Source organism: Olivibacter sp. EAT-5, from assembly GCF_044784325.1.
In the GTDB taxonomy this organism is placed as follows: Bacteria; Bacteroidota; Bacteroidia; order Sphingobacteriales; family Sphingobacteriaceae; genus Olivibacter; species Olivibacter oleidegradans.
Genome location: NZ_CP173028.1, coordinates 738,023 through 756,140, shown reverse-complemented (window position 1 = coordinate 756,140; position 18,118 = coordinate 738,023). Strand labels below are relative to the sequence as shown.

14 protein-coding genes are annotated in these 18,118 nt (G+C 43.2%); all 14 read left to right on the top strand.

Annotation, left to right across the window (positions count from 1 at the left end):
- The first annotated feature begins 2 nt into the window (after window positions 1-2).
- The gene (locus tag ACH11B_RS03100; RefSeq protein WP_130858080.1) at window positions 3-1,754 is read left to right on the top strand and encodes a RagB/SusD family nutrient uptake outer membrane protein; all 1,752 of its coding nucleotides are present in this window, start codon (window positions 3-5) and stop codon (window positions 1,752-1,754) included.
- An 11-nt stretch (window positions 1,755-1,765) separates the two neighbouring features.
- The gene (locus ACH11B_RS03095; RefSeq protein ID WP_130858079.1) at window positions 1,766-2,194 is read left to right on the top strand and encodes a DUF4945 domain-containing protein; all 429 of its coding nucleotides are present in this window, start codon (window positions 1,766-1,768) and stop codon (window positions 2,192-2,194) included.
- 130 nt (window positions 2,195-2,324) lie between these two features.
- Window positions 2,325-3,515: a glycoside hydrolase family 172 protein gene (locus ACH11B_RS03090; RefSeq protein WP_013663922.1), complete on the top strand. Its 1,191-nt coding sequence runs from the start codon at window positions 2,325-2,327 to the stop codon at window positions 3,513-3,515.
- A gap of 10 nt (window positions 3,516-3,525) precedes the next feature.
- A complete protein-coding gene (locus ACH11B_RS03085; protein WP_130858078.1) occupies window positions 3,526-4,764 on the top strand; it encodes a DUF6786 family protein in 1,239 nt (412 codons plus the stop codon).
- Window positions 4,765-4,947: 183 nt separating this feature from the next.
- Window positions 4,948-6,711: an L-fucose isomerase gene (locus ACH11B_RS03080; protein ID WP_130858077.1), complete on the top strand. Its 1,764-nt coding sequence runs from the start codon at window positions 4,948-4,950 to the stop codon at window positions 6,709-6,711.
- 9 nt (window positions 6,712-6,720) lie between these two features.
- Entirely contained in the window at window positions 6,721-8,061 is a 1,341-nt protein-coding gene (gene fucP / locus ACH11B_RS03075) for an L-fucose:H+ symporter permease (RefSeq protein ID WP_130858076.1), read from the top strand.
- 160 nt (window positions 8,062-8,221) lie between these two features.
- Complete coding sequence (locus ACH11B_RS03070) at window positions 8,222-9,883, top strand: ribulokinase (protein ID WP_130858075.1); 1,662 nt, start codon at window positions 8,222-8,224, stop codon at window positions 9,881-9,883.
- 30 nt (window positions 9,884-9,913) lie between these two features.
- On the top strand, window positions 9,914-12,547 hold the full coding sequence (locus ACH11B_RS03065; protein ID WP_130858074.1) for a GH116 family glycosyl hydrolase: 2,634 nt from the start codon (window positions 9,914-9,916) through the stop codon (window positions 12,545-12,547).
- An 11-nt stretch (window positions 12,548-12,558) separates the two neighbouring features.
- Window positions 12,559-13,632, top strand: coding sequence for a GTP-binding protein (locus ACH11B_RS03060; RefSeq protein ID WP_149106288.1), 1,074 nt, complete (start codon window positions 12,559-12,561; stop codon window positions 13,630-13,632).
- 27 nt (window positions 13,633-13,659) lie between these two features.
- Window positions 13,660-13,995, top strand: coding sequence for a hypothetical protein (locus tag ACH11B_RS03055; RefSeq protein ID WP_049794939.1), 336 nt, complete (start codon window positions 13,660-13,662; stop codon window positions 13,993-13,995).
- A gap of 4 nt (window positions 13,996-13,999) precedes the next feature.
- Window positions 14,000-15,073, top strand: a complete 1,074-nt coding sequence (locus tag ACH11B_RS03050) for a hypothetical protein (RefSeq protein WP_130858072.1) — start codon at window positions 14,000-14,002, stop codon at window positions 15,071-15,073.
- A gap of 117 nt (window positions 15,074-15,190) precedes the next feature.
- Window positions 15,191-16,204, top strand: coding sequence for a LacI family DNA-binding transcriptional regulator (locus ACH11B_RS03045; RefSeq protein ID WP_130858071.1), 1,014 nt, complete (start codon window positions 15,191-15,193; stop codon window positions 16,202-16,204).
- 149 nt (window positions 16,205-16,353) lie between these two features.
- Complete coding sequence (locus tag ACH11B_RS03040; protein WP_013663913.1) at window positions 16,354-16,581, top strand: hypothetical protein; 228 nt, start codon at window positions 16,354-16,356, stop codon at window positions 16,579-16,581.
- 75 nt (window positions 16,582-16,656) lie between these two features.
- Window positions 16,657-18,051 (top strand): alpha-L-fucosidase, encoded by a 1,395-nt coding sequence (locus ACH11B_RS03035; protein WP_377611627.1) that lies wholly within the window; start codon window positions 16,657-16,659, stop codon window positions 18,049-18,051.
- Window positions 18,052-18,118: the final 67 nt, after the last annotated feature.

Sequence of the window (18,118 nt, the reverse complement as noted above, 5' to 3'; positions counted from 1 at the left end):
TTATGATGAAAACAGTTCAATTGTATATAACCCTGACTTTACTGATCTTATCAGCGGGGTGTCAGAAATTTTTAGAGGTCGACACCAAGGGTGTTTTATCGCAAAGTCAAGCAGAAGACCCTGCTCAAATAGAAAGTTTTGTAGTGGCCGCCTATTCACACATGTCTTCGTTGGGATTTGCAGACACACACAATCCCTGGATTCAATCTGTTCGTTCAGATGACGCTTATAAGGGAGGTGGTGGTTTGAGTGATCAAACACCGTGGTACGAAATGGAAACCTTTACCGGTGTAACACCAAACGTCGGCAATAACGACGGTCCTTGGTACCGCGGTTATGTTGGGATTAGCCGAGCAAACATTGCTTTGCGTTTACTGAATGCGGTAGATGCGTCCACGTTTCCAAATAAGGATCAGCGAATCGCAGAAATGAAATTTCTACGCGGATGGATCTACCTTGGTATGAAACTAAGATGGAAATATGTGCCCATAATTGACGAGAACACACCTTCTGACGCAGTAGTGGTAGAAGGTATTTCGAATCGACCGGATGGCATGGCGAATGATTTGCCTTTATGGGATTGGATTATTCAAAATTTCGAAGATGCGGCAGCTATTTTGCCTGAGACCCAAGCTGAAAAAGGTCGACCAACAAAATATGCGGCACACGCGCTAGCTGCAAAGGCCTTGCTTTTTAGAGCATACGAACAAAACGATCGGCATCAAGTGATTAACATTAACAAGGAAACGCTGCAGAGAGCATTGGACCACTTAGATGCAATTATGGCCGTAGACGGGGCTGTTTATGATTTACAAGCGGACTTTGGAGATAATTTTATGATTGAATTCGATAACGCTACCAAGGAGGCGCTTTGGGAGATACAATATTCCATTGATGACGGCACAACGGATGGTCATATCAATCGAGGTAATGAGCTCAATGCTCCCTGGTGGGCGCCATACTTTACCTGCTGCGACTTCAATAAAGTTTCACATACAATGATCAATGCTTTTAAAACAGACGAAACGGGTTTGCCTGATTTCCAGAACTACAACAATACGGAAATGAAAGGCAATACCTATGTTGAATTTTTTAAAAGTCATGAATTTGATCCACGATTAAGTCATACAGCTGCTATACCAGGCTATCCCTGGAAATACGATAATAATTTATTGTATCAAGAATCAGGGTCACGCGCTCCTTTCCAATATGGCTACTTCAACTCCATGAAAGAACAGGTTCATCCCGATTGCGACTGTATTTTTCGGCCATTTTATGTAATGAATTCGATGAATGAAAAAGTTATCCGCTACTCCGAAGTTTTACTGTGGAAGGCCGAGGTACTTATCCAGCTCGATCGCTTTAATGAAGCATTGCCATTGATTAATCGTATACGCCAACGAGCCGCGAACAGTACACAGCGCTTGCATAAACCGGATGGTTCTTTGTGGATGGATTATAAAGTGGAAACGTATAAACCTGGGGTAAACGTGACCTGGACAAAAGAGTTCGCTTGGCAGGCTTTGATGTGGGAAAACAGATTGGAATTTTCCATGGAGGGGCGACGCTTTTTTGATTTGATGCGATGGGGACAGTTAGAACCTGTTATGAATGCTTTTATTAATAAAGAGAAAACGCGATTTGATTGGTATAATCAAGGGCGCTTTACCGCAGGTAGAGATGAATTTTTGCCGATCCCCCAAGCGCAGATGAATTGGTCTAAAGGTAGTTATAAACAAAATCCCGGCTATTAAACTATCATATTATGAAAATAGTACTTATATATATATTCTCGCTGTCCGCGCTCTTTTTTACCGGTTGTAACGATCGCGATATGCTGGAAAGAAAAGATGGAGTAAGTTTACCTGCCGTTGAGGGATTAACTATGCAGCGAGTAGATGATAAGCATGTTCGCTTAACATGGAATATTCCAGACAATATTCCAAACGAGATAGAACTACCGGTCAACGTTTTTGTTGAAGTTAAGGAAATCGTTAACGTGACTAAAACGCTTCCTGTTTTCAATACGACATTGTCAAACGCACCTTCAGAATTCATTTATGAAATTCCCGATATTGCTAAAACTTACCATATAACCATTAAGCTAAACGGTTCGACAAAAGTAAAAGATGTAAACTATTCAAGTAATATCTATTCTTTAGGCCAAACGGCGGTTATTGCCGAAGGTCAGTGAGACGGATTGTTGAAGAAATGATAAAAAATAAATGGCTTTTATTTGTTTGTTTAAACGATTAAGCTTACTATTGTAAAACCAAAATGAAGATAACCGGCAATCGGTTTCCAATTATTAAACTAATGCTTTTATGAACCTTAAGAAAAATATGATGAAAAAATTTCTGGCAGCGCTAATCGGTCTTTTCATTTATTCATTTACGTACGCACAGCAACAGGGCGCATTCAATGGTCTCGACATGAACATGGGCACGCTGTCCAAGTTATCGGATGCCAAAACCCGTTCAATTAGTCCCGAAAATTTTTCCGGTGCTAAAGGAAAGGGCGGTATGGCAGATCCGGTTAAGCAGGCAGGTCAGCGAAATGTAGCGAATTCCGCCTCTCAGGCACGTGACTTAGGTCTTGGTTGGAAAGTGAATCCTTATATTACTATCAATGGAGGCGAGACCTTCACGATTGCTGAAATGGAAGGCCCAGGGGCGGTGCAGCATATCTGGATGACACCTACAGGCAATTGGAGTTACTCTATTATCCGTTTCTATTGGGATGATGAAACGGAGCCTTCTATTGAAGCTCCGGTTGGTGCTTTTTTCGGAATGGCTTGGAACGAATTCGCTCCGTTGAGCTCTATGGCAGTCACGGTGAATCCGGGTAGTGCCTTTAATTGTTATTGGAAGATGCCGTTCCGAAAAAAATGTAGAATTACGGTTGAAAATATTAACAGCGAACCCATGAACCTGTATTATCAGGTAGATTATACGTTAACAGATGTAGGGGAAGAGGAGGCTTATTTACATGCACAATACCGCCGTTCAAATCCAAATTCAACTTCGCTTCACACCATTTTAGATGGCGTCAAAGGAAAAGGTCATTATGTAGGTACCTACATGGGCGTAGGCGTAAACAATAACGGCTGGTGGGGTGAAGGCGAGATTAAGTTCTTTATGGATGGCGATAAAGACTTCGCTACTATTGTAGGTACGGGTACCGAGGATTACTTCTGCGGTTCTTACAATTTTGAAAATAAGAAAACACATCAATATCAGGAATACTGCACGCCCTTCGCCGGTTTGCATCAGGTGATCCGTCCAGACGGTGTCTATCAAGCGCAACAACGCTTTGGCATGTATCGCTGGCACATTATGGACCCAATCCGCTTCGATAGTGATCTGAAGGTGACGATTCAAGACTTAGGATGGCGTTCCGAGGGACGATATTTACCGCAAAAATCGGATATTATTACCGTTGCTTTCTGGTATCAACGCGAGCCCCATGCTCGTTTTCCGAAATTACCGGCGAAAAACGATTTGGAAGTTAACTAAGATGAAAAGAATGAAGCAGCGTATTATTGTCTCAAGCATACTGGCTCTTTTTAGTGTTGCTTGCAGTCAATCGTCAAAAAAATCAGATAAACAAGCAACGATAGCCTCTAAAGAAATGACCACCTATAAACCCGGCTCGTTCGGTTATGATATTGCCTTTTTATCTAAACGGGATAGTGTTATTGTGCTTAAAGATGTGCACGGAGATGCGCAGGTGGTAGTCTCGCCCAAATATCAAGCAAAGGTATTTACCAGTACGGCAGATGGAGAAAGGGGTAGAAGTTTTGGCTGGATCAACTACGCTGCTTTTGATAAGAAAGATGAGCACATGAATGCTTACGGAGGCGAAGATAGGTTATGGTTAGGGCCGGAAGGCGGGAAGTTCTCTTTGTTCTTTGAACCGAAAAGCACAATGGAGTTTGCTAATTGGCATACTCCGTCGGCAGTAGATACAGAGCCTTGGGAAGTCAGCGCTTCCAATGATAGAGAGGTAACGCTTCATAAGCAGACTGCGATTACGAATTATGCCGGTACTGAGCTACAAATCCAACTTTCGAGAAACATCGAAATTCTTGAAAAAAAGGATATCGAGCAAGTACTGGGACTTTCTTGGAGTGAAAGCATAAAAACAGTAGGTTTTCGAACAACTAATAAAATCCTTAATCAAGGTGACAAAGCTTGGGATAAGCAAAGTGGCGCACCTTGTCTATGGAGCTTAGATATGTTCACTCCGACGCCTAAAACCGTCATTATAATTCCGTTTGAGAAGGAAGTTAAGGGTAAAATTGCTACTACGGATTATTTCGGAGAGATATCAAAGGACAGACTGATCGCAAAGGATAGCGTGCTGTTGTTTAAGGCTGATGGAAAATCGCGAGGGAAGCTCGGCATACCTCCTCAACGCGTTAAGCCAATTGCAGGCAGCTATGCTGCGGACACGAAAGTGTTAACCATCACTTATTTCGATATTCACCCGAAAGCAACTTATCTCAACCAAGAGTGGACACCGGATAAGGACCCCTTTACCGGCGATGCAATGAATGCTTATAATGATGGTCCGTTAGCAGACGGCAGTCAGATGGGGCCTTTTTATGAAATTGAAAGCGTATCACCGGCTGCTTTTTTAAAGCCTAAAGAAGAATTGACACATCACCATTATGTCTTTCATTTTACCGGCGAGGAAGAGGACTTAGACACCATTGCGCAAAAGGTGCTCGGAATATCGTTGAAGGAAGCGAAAATTGAGTAGGAAATCGTAAAATGGTTGAGTAGGAAAATAGTTAAGTAGTGGATGCCTGTCTGCCGGTAGATTGGAATGAGGAGTCATGAGTGAGTTGTGGCAGTGGCAACTGGATTATAAGAGTGGCAGTAGCACGTACTGACAGGGTTTTGAATTTTGACTTTTGACTTTTGAATTTAACACGATTAATAAATGAACAACTATCCCAAAATAGGAATTAGGCCCATTATCGACGGCCGCTTAGGAGGTATCCGCGAATCATTGGAAGAAACGACTATGAATATGGCGCAGGATGTGGCTGCTTTATTTCAGTCAGAGTTGCGTTACCCTGACGGAAGTCCGGTGCAATGTGTGATTGCCGATACTTGTATCGGCGGCGTAAGGGAGGCCGCCGATTGTGCACAAAAGTTCGAAGCCGAAAATGTCGGTGTTTCTTTGTCTGTAACACCTTGCTGGTGTTATGGTTCAGAAACAATGGATATGAATCCCTTGTTGCCGAAAGCAATTTGGGGTTTCAATGGGACAGAACGCCCTGGTGCGGTGTATTTGGCAGCTACCCTTGCGGCCCACAACCAAAAGGGACTTCCAGCTTTTGGTATCTATGGCGAGGATGTACAAGATATGGGAGATCGCTTTATTCCGGATGATGTAAAAGAAAAACTGTTGAGCTTTGCACGCGCGGGTTTAGCAGTAGCCATCATGCGCGGAAAATCGTATTTAGCCATTGGTTCGGTTTCTATGGGCATAGTGGGATCAATCGTTGATGCTGACTTTTTTCAGAATTATTTAGGCATGCGTAATGAATACGTTGATTCGTCAGAAGTGCTACGCAGAATTCAACTGAATTTGTTTGATCAGGATGAATATGAACGGGCGCTAGCTTGGACAAAAAAATACTGTAAAGAAGGTGAGGATTTTAATCAATCTCATAAAGTAAAATCGCGCGCCGAAAAAGATAACGATTGGGAATTTGTAGTGAAAATGACCCTTATTATCCGCGACCTCATGATCGGGAACAAAAAGTTAAAGGATATGGGCTATGCTGAAGAAGCACACGGGCATCATGCCTTGGTATCGGGCTTCCAAGGGCAACGCCAATGGACCGATTTCCTGCCGAACGGCGATTTTTCAGAAGCATTGCTGAATTCTTCCTTCGATTGGAATGGCAAACGTGCCCCCTTTATAGTAGCTACCGAAAACGATTCGTTGAACGGGGTGTCCATGCTGTTTAATTACTTATTGACGAATAAAGCGCAGATTTTTGCCGATGTCCGAACCTTTTGGAGCCCGGATGCGGTTGAGCGTGTTTCGGGTTGGCGGCCTACAGGTGTTGCTCAACATGGCTTTATCCATTTAATTAACTCCGGAGCCGCTACGCTGGATGGCACCGGTAAACAGAAATACGAAGGAGAGCCTGTGATGAAACCACATTGGGAAATTAGCGATGAAGAAGTGGAAGCTTGCTTAGCAGCGACCACTTGGCATCCGGCAAATCTCGATTATTTTAGAGGAGGCGGCTATTCGTCCAAATTTTTGACAGAGGGCGGTATGCCGGTTACGATGTGTCGTTTAAATCTGGTGAAAGGTGTAGGACCGGTATTGCAACTGGCCGAAGGGTGGACTGTCGAGCTTCCGGAAAATGTGAATAGGTTACTGGATGAACGAACGGATCGCACATGGCCAACTACTTGGTTTGTACCGAAAACCACAGGAGAAGGCGCGTTTCGTGACGTTTATAGTGTAATGGCTGCTTGGGGCTCCAACCACGGCGCTATTAGTCATGGACATATCGGTGCCGATCTATTGACGCTGGCATCCATGCTTCGGATCCCTGTTTGTATGCATAACGTTGAATCCCCTCGCATTTTTAGACCCAGCGCCTGGAATGCCTTTGGTATGGACCATGAAGGTGCTGATTACCGCGCCTGTGCCAGTTATGGACCACTATATAAATAAGCCATGTTTATGAATAAAAAAACAACAGGGTCGCTTTTCCGAACCAAGGATGGTATAAACTACCTCGTTCCTTTTATGTTTATCTGCAGTCTTTTTTTGCTATGGGGCTTTGCTCATGGTTTATTGGACGTGTTGGATAAGCACTTTCAGGATACGCTACAGGTTTCTAAGGCGCAATCCGGATTTGTCCAATTTTCCCTTTATATCGGTTACTTGGCAATGGCCATCCCTGCGGGCATTTTTATGAAACGTTACGGATATCAAAAGGGAATTATTCTGGGACTAACCCTTTTTGGGATAGGAGCGTTTTTGTTTTATCCGGCAGCAAAATTTGAAGCTTTTATTCCCTTTTTGCTAGCCTTATTTGTAATTGCTTGCGGACTGGCCTGTTTGGAAACAGCCGCGAATCCCTATTCTACCGTGTTAGGCTCGCAAGAGGAGGAGTTTGCAGCACGGCGTATCAATATTTCCCAGTCGTTCAACGGACTGGGGTGGATTTTAGGACCTTTGATGGGTGGTTTGTTTATTTTCGGTGCCGAACAACAGGACGGCGCCGAAAAATTTGATTCGCTGGTAAAACCGTATATGGGCATCGGCTGTGTGGTTGTAGTGGTCGCTGTTATTTTTATGTTGATTAAATTACCCGATATTGAGGAAAAAAGCGAGGAAGAGTCTGAAGAGAACCCGAAAATGGGCCGACTGTTAAAACATCCTGCCTTTATTGCTGCAGTAATTGCTCAGTTTCTTTATGTGGCCGCCCAAACTGGTGTTAATTCTTTCTTCATTAACTACGTAACGGAAGAAATTCCAAACGTAACAGGCCCGGTCGCTAACATGATGCAACACTTAGGTTATTTTGGAGAGGTCTTTATGCCGAAGAATGCAGAGCAGGCAGCCTCCGTAATTCTTGCAATCGGAGGCATGGGCTTATTCTGGATAGGGAGAATATCCGGGGCGTATCTCATGAAATTTCTAAAACCTAAAAAATTGCTGGCTATTTATGCGCTTATTAATACAGCCTTAATGGTTTTCGTACAGTTAGCATTAGGTTGGGGCTCTGTTATCGCCTTATTTAGCTGCTACTTCTTTATGTCTGTCATGTTCCCAACTATTTTTGCTTTAGGAATCCACGGCTTGGGGTCGCTTACAAAAAAAGCATCCTCTTTTCTTGTTATGGCAGTAGCAGGAGGAGCCTTTTGTCCACCTATTATGGGCGTAGTTGCCGATCATTCAAGTATGTCTGTAGCGTTTTTCATTCCGATGCTATGTTTTGCGTTCATTGCTTGGTACGCGATCTGGGGGGTCGGCAAAATAGAACATGATAATGAGATTATCTTGCATCATCATTAATACGTTAAGTAGTTAAATAGTTGAGTGGTTAAATAGTCGACCAACTGTTCAACAACTCCTGTCTGAAAGGCACAACGAATAACCGGTAACTAATCACCAATAACGAACAACAAATAACCAATGGCCTATAGCTTACTGCTTATGGCATAAAGCTGAAGAAATGAATTCCAATTACTGTATAGGTGTAGATTTTGGCACGGATTCCGTGCGCGCGCTCATTGTTGATGCGCATTCCGGGGAAGAGATAGCTGCCGCCGTACACCCCTATCCGCGTTGGCGAGACGGTTTGTATTGCAATCCTATTCGTAATCAATTTCGTCAACATCCCAAAGATTATATAGAAGGCTTAGAACAAACTATTAAGGCTTGTCTGAAACAGGCGGGCAGCGTGGTGCGTGCTAATATTCGGGCCATTTCGGTAGACACGACAGGGTCGACACCTGTTGCAGTGGACGCTGCCGGTACGCCGCTAGCCCTTTTGCCGGGCTTTGCCGATAATCCCAATGCCATGTTTGTTCTTTGGAAGGATCATACCGCGGTAGAGGAGGCTGCTGCTATAAATGCTTTAGCAAAAAAATTTAATATCGATTATTTGAAGTATGTGGGTGGAATATATTCCTCTGAATGGTTTTGGGCTAAACTACTCCATGTAGTGAAGTCCGATGAAGCGGTGTATAAGGCATGTTATACTTGGGTTGAACATTGCGATTGGATGCCTTTTTTACTAACAGGTGGAAAGCACGCTGATCAAATCAAAAGAGGGATCTGCACAGCGGGACATAAAGGGCTCTGGTCAAGTGAGTATGATGGATTACCTTCTGATGATTTTTTTGCGACACTTGATCCTCGTTTGATGAAGGTGGTAAAAACTTATCCCAAAAGGGTTTATACTGCTGACCAACTGGCCGGAAGCCTAAGTGAGGAATGGGCTGATCGTCTGGGTTTATCCACACAGGTTTTAATCGGTATTGGGGCCATGGATGCGCATATGGGGGCTGTAGGAGGGCAGATAGAACCTTATTTTCTAAGTAAGGTGATGGGAACTTCTACTTGTGATATGTTAATCGTGCCGCCCCATGAATTGGGACATCGGGTTGTAAGAGGAATCTGCGGACAGGTAAACGGCTCGATCATCCCGGGGATGATTGGCTTGGAGGCCGGACAATCTGCTTTTGGGGATGTATATGCTTGGTTTAAACAACTGCTTTTATGGCCTGTACAACATTTGTCCAACTCCAATTCTGCAGACCCAATCTTAACGCGCCAGCTGTATGCTCGTTTACAGGACCAATTATTGGACGGACTTGCAAATGAAGCTGCTAAACTAACTTTCGACGAATCGAGCGAATTGGCGGTTGACTGGTTAAATGGGCGAAGGACACCGGACGCAAATCAGCAATTGAAAGGTCTTGTTAGTGGCTTAACTTTAGGAAGCAGCGCCCCTAGTATATATCGTTCATTGGTTGAAGCAACCTGTTTTGGTGCACGTAAGATAGTAGAACGATTTCAAGAAGAAGGCATTCCGGTAAAGGGGCTAATTGGTGTAGGGGGGATCGCTCAAAAATCGCCCTTCATTATGCAAATGTTAGCTGATATTCTAGGAATGCCACTTAAAGTGCATCGATCGGAGCAAACCTGTGCACTTGGCGCTGCTATGTTCGCGGCGACCGTAGCGGATATTTATCCTTCTGTGGAAAAAGCGATGGAAGCGATGGGGCCAGGATTTGATCGTGTCTACCATCCGAATATAACATATACCGAATTGTACGAAAAGCGTTATCAGCGATATAATCAGTTAGGCGTTTGTATAGAAAAGGCTTAACAGCCAGTTTTAAACCTAAAAATATGAATTATGCAACAGAAAAAAGATCGGCGGAACTTTCTTCGTAATCTCGCATTGGGAGGAGTTGCCGTAGGTGCGGCACCTTCAACGCTCTTTGCCTCTACCAATGAAAGCCCTATAGAAAAGGAACAGCAAAGCTGTAGACAATTCACGAAGGAGGAGCATGACCGAGTATTCAACGGACCATATGTTGGTCATCACCTCGATAAGATTGCTTTTCCCATTGGTGGAATCGGTGCCGGTATGTTCTGTTTGGAAGGCTCCGGCGCAATTTCGCACGTCTCCATCCGTCATAAACCGGAGCTGTTTCATGAACCTACCATTTTTGGCGCTGTAGCCATTAAAGGTCGAGCAAACAGTGCGAAAGTGTTGGAAGGACCGGTGCCGGACTGGAAGCTTTTCGGTTATAAGGATTATGGTGGCGGTAGTGGTGGTACAACTTATGGCCTACCTCACTTCGAGCAAGCTGAATTTTTAGCACGGTTTCCTTTTGCGGAGATCCAGCTACGTGATGATAAGTTTCCGTTACAAGTACGACTGGAGGCGTGGAGTCCTTTCGTTCCTTCTGATGCCGATAATTCCAGCCTGCCGGTTGGTGCTTTAACGTACCGATTCATTAATACTTCACAAGAAAACCTCGAGGCTGTTTTTTCTTTCAACAGCCGAAACTTTGTAGTTCAACCGGAAGGAGAGGGATCGATAAAGAAAATACAAAAAGGCTTCCTCCTATCGCAGGCTAAAACAGAGGGTAAAAATAATTTAGCGACCGACTTTGCCATTTTTGCAGATACCAGGGACGAGGTAATTGTTGATTATTGCTGGTTCAGAGGAGGCTGGTTTGATCCCCTAACCATGGTGTGGAATACCATTAAGGATGCCAATGTAAAAGCGGTAGATCCTATTGACAAGGATGCACCTGGAGCTTCCCTCTTTATTCCTTTTCAATTAGGGGCGAATGAAGAGAAGGAAATCCGAATCCTTATGGCATGGTATGTGCCCGAATCAAATGAGAAAGCAGGGCAAGCCATGCCAGACGACAAAACAGGCAAAGAAGCTTGTTGCACTACACCGGCCGCCTTAGGTATGGGGGAAGATAAGCCGATTCCTACAAATTATAAACCTTGGTATAGCCAAAGATTTAAGCATATGGAGGAGCTGGTTGACTATTGGAAAACCAATTACACAACACTTTATAAAAACACGGCCTTATTTCGGGATACCTTTTATGCTTCCACTTTACCGCCTGAAGTATTGGAGGCAGTAGCTGCTAATTTAAGCATTTTGAAAACGCCGACCGTAAGAAGACAGCACGACGGTCGTCTTTGGGCCTACGAGGGAATCTTTCCGCATAACGGTTGCTGTGACGGGTCTTGTACGCATGTATGGAACTATGCGCAAGCATTGCCTCATCTGTTCCCCTCCTTGGAAAGAAGCTTACGACTCACGGAATTTTGTGAAAATCAAAATGCAGAAGGGCATCAGGGCTTTCGAGCTAATTTGCCGATCAGTCCGTTGAAACACGATTTTCACGCTGCGGCTGATGGCCAATTGGGCGGGATTATGAAAGTTTATCGAGATTGGCGAATATCGGGTGATGATGAGTGGATGAAAAAGCTTTACCCGATGGTACAAAAGAGTTTGGATTATTGCATTCAAACTTGGGATCCCAACGGCAAAGGGATCTTGGAAGAACCGCATCATAATACCTATGATATCGAATTTTGGGGCCCAAATGGTATGTGCACAAGCTTTTATTTAGGAGCACTGAAGGCACTGATCGAAATGGGGCGCTATCAAAGGAAAAATATGAAACGTTACGAGACTTTGTATGATCGCGGAAGGGCCTATATGGAAGATCAGCTGTATAATGGCGAATATTTTATTCAAAAGATACAGTGGACAGGTTTGAAGGCCCCGGATCCAACCAAAGCGCAATCCTTTCATACACAGTATACACCCGAGGCCATCGAAATATTGAAAAAAGAGGGGCCAAAGTATCAATATGGTACAGGCTGTCTTTCGGATGGTGTAATCGGTGCTTGGATGGCGGCGATGTGCGGATTGGAAAATCCGTTAGACCAAGAAAAGGTAAACAGCCATTTACGTGCGGTGCATCAATACAATCTCAAAAACGATTTAACAGATCATATCAACCCACAGCGACCGACTTATGCGATGGGACATGAAGGTGGTTTGTTGCTCTGTACTTGGCCTAAAGGAGGCATGCTTTCGCTGCCTTTCGTGTATAGTAATGAGGTGTGGACAGGTATCGAGTATCAAGTAGCTTCGCACTTGATGCAGATCGGTGAAACTGATAAAGGACTTGAGATTATCAGCGCTTGCAGAAAGCGGTATGATGGACGTATAAGAAACCCATTTAATGAATACGAATGTGGAAGTTGGTATGCCAGAGCAATGGCTAGTTATGCTTGTTTACAGGCAATGACGGGAGTGCGCTACGATGCAGTGGACAAAGTGCTTTATATTGATTCCAAAATCGGTGATTTCTCTTCTTTCTTGTCTACAGACAAAGGCTTTGGATTGGTGAGTTTAAAAAATGGTCAGGCAAAGTTGGACGTTGTTTATGGTGAAATACCAGCGAAAGAAATTTCACTATCAGGTAAAAAAGTGAGACTTGGTTAAAATAAAGGCATATGCATTTAAATCTTTTAAGCGGTTTTTTGGGCAGTGGGAAAACTACGGCTATTAACCATGCATGCAAATTATTGCAGATGCAAGGATTTAGAGTAGGTGTTATTACAAACGATCAGGGAACGGAATTAGTAGACACCCAATTTATGGCTCGAGAAGGCATCCTCACTGAGGAAGTGACGGGAAGCTGCTTCTGTTGCAACTTCGAGTCGTTTACTCGTAATATGAATCAGCTGCTTGAGCAGCATCAGGTTGATTTGATTTTTGCGGAGTCGGTTGGTTCTTGCACGGATTTGATTTCGACGATTCTTAATCCTTTACGTCGATATTATGGTGAAATCAAAATAACCTTATCTGTTTTCGCCGATGCGAAGCTTTTGCCTATAGCTTTGGGACATTCCCGAATTTTTAAAGATAGTGTAAATTACATTTATAAGCGTCAACTGGAGGAGGCCGACTTGCTGATCATCAACAAAGTAGACCTTTTAGAGCCAACCGAATTAGCTGTTTTGGATTCGTTGATCAAAAAAGAATTTCCCGATAAGCAGGTGGTCTTTCAAAGCTCCTTACAGCGTGAATCTATTCTGAATTGGTTGCAGAAAACGGAAACATATGAGCATTTTAAGGAAAGAACATCACTTTTTATTGATTATGATATATATGGGAAAGGTGAGGCAGCCCTAACTTGGCTTGATTACAACTTGGAGCTGGTTTCTTCGGAAGGGCGTGCGGGCCACGCTGCTGAGCTATTGATTAGCATGTTAAACAGGATGATTCGCGAGCGCAATTTGCCTATAGGACACCTGAAATTTTTAATCGAAGGCGGAGAAGAGAGTCAGAAATTAAGTTTTACTACCATGGAAACAGCGGATTTTCGTATACAACTATCAGGCAAGCTTGACAAGCTTCGGATGCTTATAAATGCACGCGTCCAATGTCGGCCTAAATCGTTACAAGGTATTGTCGATAAAGCTTTACAGCGGGTTGCAAAACAGAACGGTGTAAAAATAGCCTTGCTGAAGACAAGTATATTTGTTCCTGGATATCCCAGACCTACACATCGAATCATTACCTAGATCATTATTGATTAGTAAGAAATCCTTATGAAGATAAAAAGAAATACGGTGGTGAGCTTGCGCTATAGAATGTCAAATAGCAAGGGTGAAATTCTTGAAGATTTGATGAATGGCCCGGCCATTGAATATCTCTATGGAGATGGAAAGATTGATCCACAATTAGAGCAGGAGCTGGCGGGTTTACAAAAAGGAGATCAAAAGAAAATTACGCTCGAAAAGAATGTAGGGAAAGGTCTTGATGATAGTTTTGAGCTGGAAGTGATTATCGATACGGTCCGCTTAGCTAATAAGGCGGAAATTGCAAGCGGCCTGCATGAGAAACTAGTCAACTGCGACGAAGACTGTGTTTGCTATAAATCATAAAATAATGAAGTCTTTTATTTTTTTCCTTACGTTTTTCTGTTTGCTGCATATTTCATTAAATGCGCAAGATCGTTGGATTAGACCGAATGATGTACACGATGTGGCGAAATGGGGAATCCGGCAAGGCATTGTTTTCAGTTTATGGCCCTACGGTCTCGAAGATGCGCATGCGATTTACGGTGGTGGTCCTAGGGGATTGATACGTGTTGGCGTTGAGCGAAGTGGAAAAATTTATCTACTTAATTTTTTAGCTATTGAACCACTTGTAGATGGAAAGATCGAATTTAGCGAAATATCGCCTTCATCAGTTGATAACCGCTGGGGGAAGATAATGTGGGCAAGCGATCACCCCAATCCCACTGCATTTTATCCAACGGCTAATTGCCGTGGTGTTATTAGTCACCCTGATGACGCTCGTCCCGAGTTGGAGGAATTGTCTATTTATGTATTCCTGGAAAAATATCACTCGGGGGCGCATCCCTACTTAAAACTCTCGATTCGAAGTGATCGACCGGATGAATTGGCTATTCAGTTATTCAATCGGGAGGATAGTAAGCAAATGGATTATTGCAATATCACAGCGACGATGGGAAACTATGCACGACTACGATCGCTACATTTAAAAGAAGGCGCGATTGATTCCCGAGTGCTCTATAAAGGCTATAATGGAATAGATTTTATCGAAAAGGAAAGCTATCCAGCGAGCAGCATGCTCCGTAGTCTTGACGGAAGTTATTTCGCATTTGCAACCGGTAATGAAGATATACAAGCCTTAAAAGCTTGGCCGGTTGATTCCTTGGCGAAAAGCAAATTGGGCTGGAGGTATCGCCCACCCCTGAAGTTTACGCAATACTGGCGTAGCGAACAAAACAATGGAAGTGATAATCGTTTAATGGTAAGAGTGAACGGCAGGTATCGTTATTGGAGCGGTGGAAGTCGGGATTCTACCCATTACATGAAAATCCCAGGAGGGGCAGCCTTTGAAAATTTTGAACTGCGCCAACCTTATCAATCCGGTCAAAAGATATTTTTTGGAATATCAGAACGCACACCTCAGGAAATTTTGGACAGGTTTTAGTCCCGTTATTGAAGACAATAATTAATTGGAATTTGAGATTTAATCGTTTAAACAGTAACTTGCGAACTAAATCTTCTGATAAGATTCTTTAAGCTAAATCATTATTCACGCCATTATATGAATAAAAAAGTTTCGTTAAAGGACATTGCCAAGGCTGTAGGAGTTTCTACCGCTTTAGTTTCTTATGTACTTAATAATAAGGAAAAAGAAGCGAGAGTAGGCAAAGAAATAGCCGAAGTGATTCGTAAAAAGGCAATGGAAATGAATTATCAACCAAATCAGTTGGCGAAAAGCTTGAAGAGTGGAAAGTCATTTACGATCGGATTGATATTGGCGGATATTTCCAACCCCTTTTTTGCAAATATCGCCCGCACTATAGAAGATGAGGCAAAAAAATATAATTATACCGTTATCTTCGGTAGCTCAGATGAAAATGCTGAAAAATCCCGAGATTTAATTGAAGTATTGATTGAAAGGCAAGTTGATGGGTTTATTATAGCACCCACAGAACGAACGGAGTCACAGATAGAGAGCTTAAAAAAAGCCAATATCCCTTTTGTCTTGATTGACCGGTATTTTCCCAAAATTCAAACCAATTATGTGATTACCGATAATTTTGGAGCTGCCTACAGGGCAACAAAGCATTTAATTGATGCCGGTTTCGAACGGATCGGTATGATAGCTTATAAAAATGGGCTTATTCATATGAAAGAACGGGTAAGGGGATATAAACAGGCAGTTAAAGATGCTGCATATGGAAAAGCCTTATTAAAAGAAGTTACTTATGAAATGGGTGAAGGCGAAATACAGGATAAAATTGACGAATTAATTAACGGAAAGCAAAAAATTGATGCGTTGTTTTTTGCTACCAACACACTTTCCATTCATGGCCTGAAATATTTAAACCGCAAAAAGCTAAGAGTACCGGACGATGTGGCCGTGGTCTGCTTTGACGAGTGTGACGCATTTGATTTTTTTTATTGTCCGCTAACTTATGTGAAACAGCCTTTAGTAGAGGTAGGACAACAGGCTGTCAATATTTTACTCAAGAAGATTAATAATCCGGAAAAAGAGGAAGAACAGGTTTCTTTAGCCTCTGATTTTGTTATTAAAAAGTCAAGTGCCAAGTGATAGGTCTCAAAAGTTTAGGGATTGGTCTCCAAATTCTTCGGCTACATCTACTTCTTCGCTAAATGCTTACGAAGCTTACTAATTTAGCTTGTGATCAGGAAATTGACGACTCAATAAGCGGCCTCGTCATAAACAAAAGGAGGAGTAACATGAAGGCTCACATAGAAAGAAAAATCATACGTTGGATACACATTATATTAAGTATTCCAATACTCGGCTACATTTACGGGCCGGTGGCAGCACTAACATATCCGGCTTTAGCCGTAAAGTTTGTATTCTTACCCATCATTATTCTTTCGGGATTCTGGCTTTGGAAAGGGAGTCTTGTCAAAAAGTGGATACGCAAAAGTGCCGATCGTAAGCGGGTGCTAAAATAACTCAATACTATGCTAATATAGTTTGATTGAATCTGCTTTGGGATGTGTATTTATGCATAAACCAAAAATTATATTATGAGAACCCTTCTATTAAATCTACTATTCATTGGATATCTTGGAGTTTCGATTGCGAGCGGACAAGGCAGCACTGAAACGCCCCCATGGGCGAAGGAAAGCCAAGAGCATAAAGATCAGCGTCTGGCTTGGTGGAGGCACGATCGCTTTGGGATGTTCATCCATTGGGGATTATATGCTGTATCGGCAAGACATGAGTGGGTACAGCAGATAGAACAACGGAGTACTGAAGAATATAAGGACAAGTACTTCAATATATTCGATCCGGATTTATACAACCCAAAAGAGTGGGCAGCGTATGCAAAAGAGGCTGGGATGAAATATATTGTACTCACCGCAAGGCATCATGAGGGTTTTAGTTTATGGGATACCAAGGTAAGTGATTACAAAGCACCGAACACGCCTGCAAAAAGAGATCTTTTGAAACCTTTCGTCGAGGCTTGTCGCGAGGCCGGCTTAAAGGTTGGCTTTTACTATTCGCTAATCGATTGGCACCATCCGGATTTTAAGGTAGACGGTACGCATGCTTTGCGCAATAACAAGGAAGCCCGCGAGAGCAACAGTAAGCGCGATATGAGTAAGTATCGGCAATTTATGAAAGACCAGATTACCGAGCTGCTTACTAACTATGGAAAGATCGATCTTTTGTTCTATGATTTCTCCTATCCAGGTCCGGATGGTAAGGGACATGATGACTGGGACAGCGAAGGGATTTTAAAGCTGACCCGCAAGCTACAACCCGAAATTATCGTGAACGACCGATTAGATCTAAACGATACGGATTGGGGCTGGGATTACAAAACACCGGAGCAGTTTATGCCAAGCAAATGGCCGGAGGTGAATGGTAAAAGAGTGCCGTGGGAAACCTGCCAAACGTTTTCCGGTTCGTGGGGCTATCACCGCGACGAAAATACGTGGAAAAGCACCAACCAGCTGATTGCTATGCTGATTGAAGTCGTAAGCAAAGGCGGAAATCTATTGTTAAATGTAGGGCCAACTGCCAGAGGGTATTTCGATGATCGGGCTACTGATCGGTTGGCTGGTATGGGCAAATGGATGAAATACAATAGCCGGTCCATCTATGGATGTACGGCCGCCCCTGAAGCATTTAAAAAACCTGATAACTGTTTTCTGACCTACAATCCGGATACCAAGCGTTTGTACGTCCACCTATTACAATGGCCGTTTAAAACACTGTATTTACCCGACTATAAGGGCAAGGTAAAATATGCGCAGTTTCTGCACGACGGCTCCGAAATTAAGTACACCTCGCGTTCGTCTGCCGCGTCCGGTGCACACACAACAGCAACAGCCGGTGAAAACGATCTCATTGTGGACTTACCGGTGGTGAAACCGAATGTGGAGATCCCGGTTATCGAATTGATCCTCGAATAAAAAAATGCGACCAAAAGGTCGCTTTTTTTTTTTGCCCCTTATATCGTCTTTTACCATTCCCCCTTCT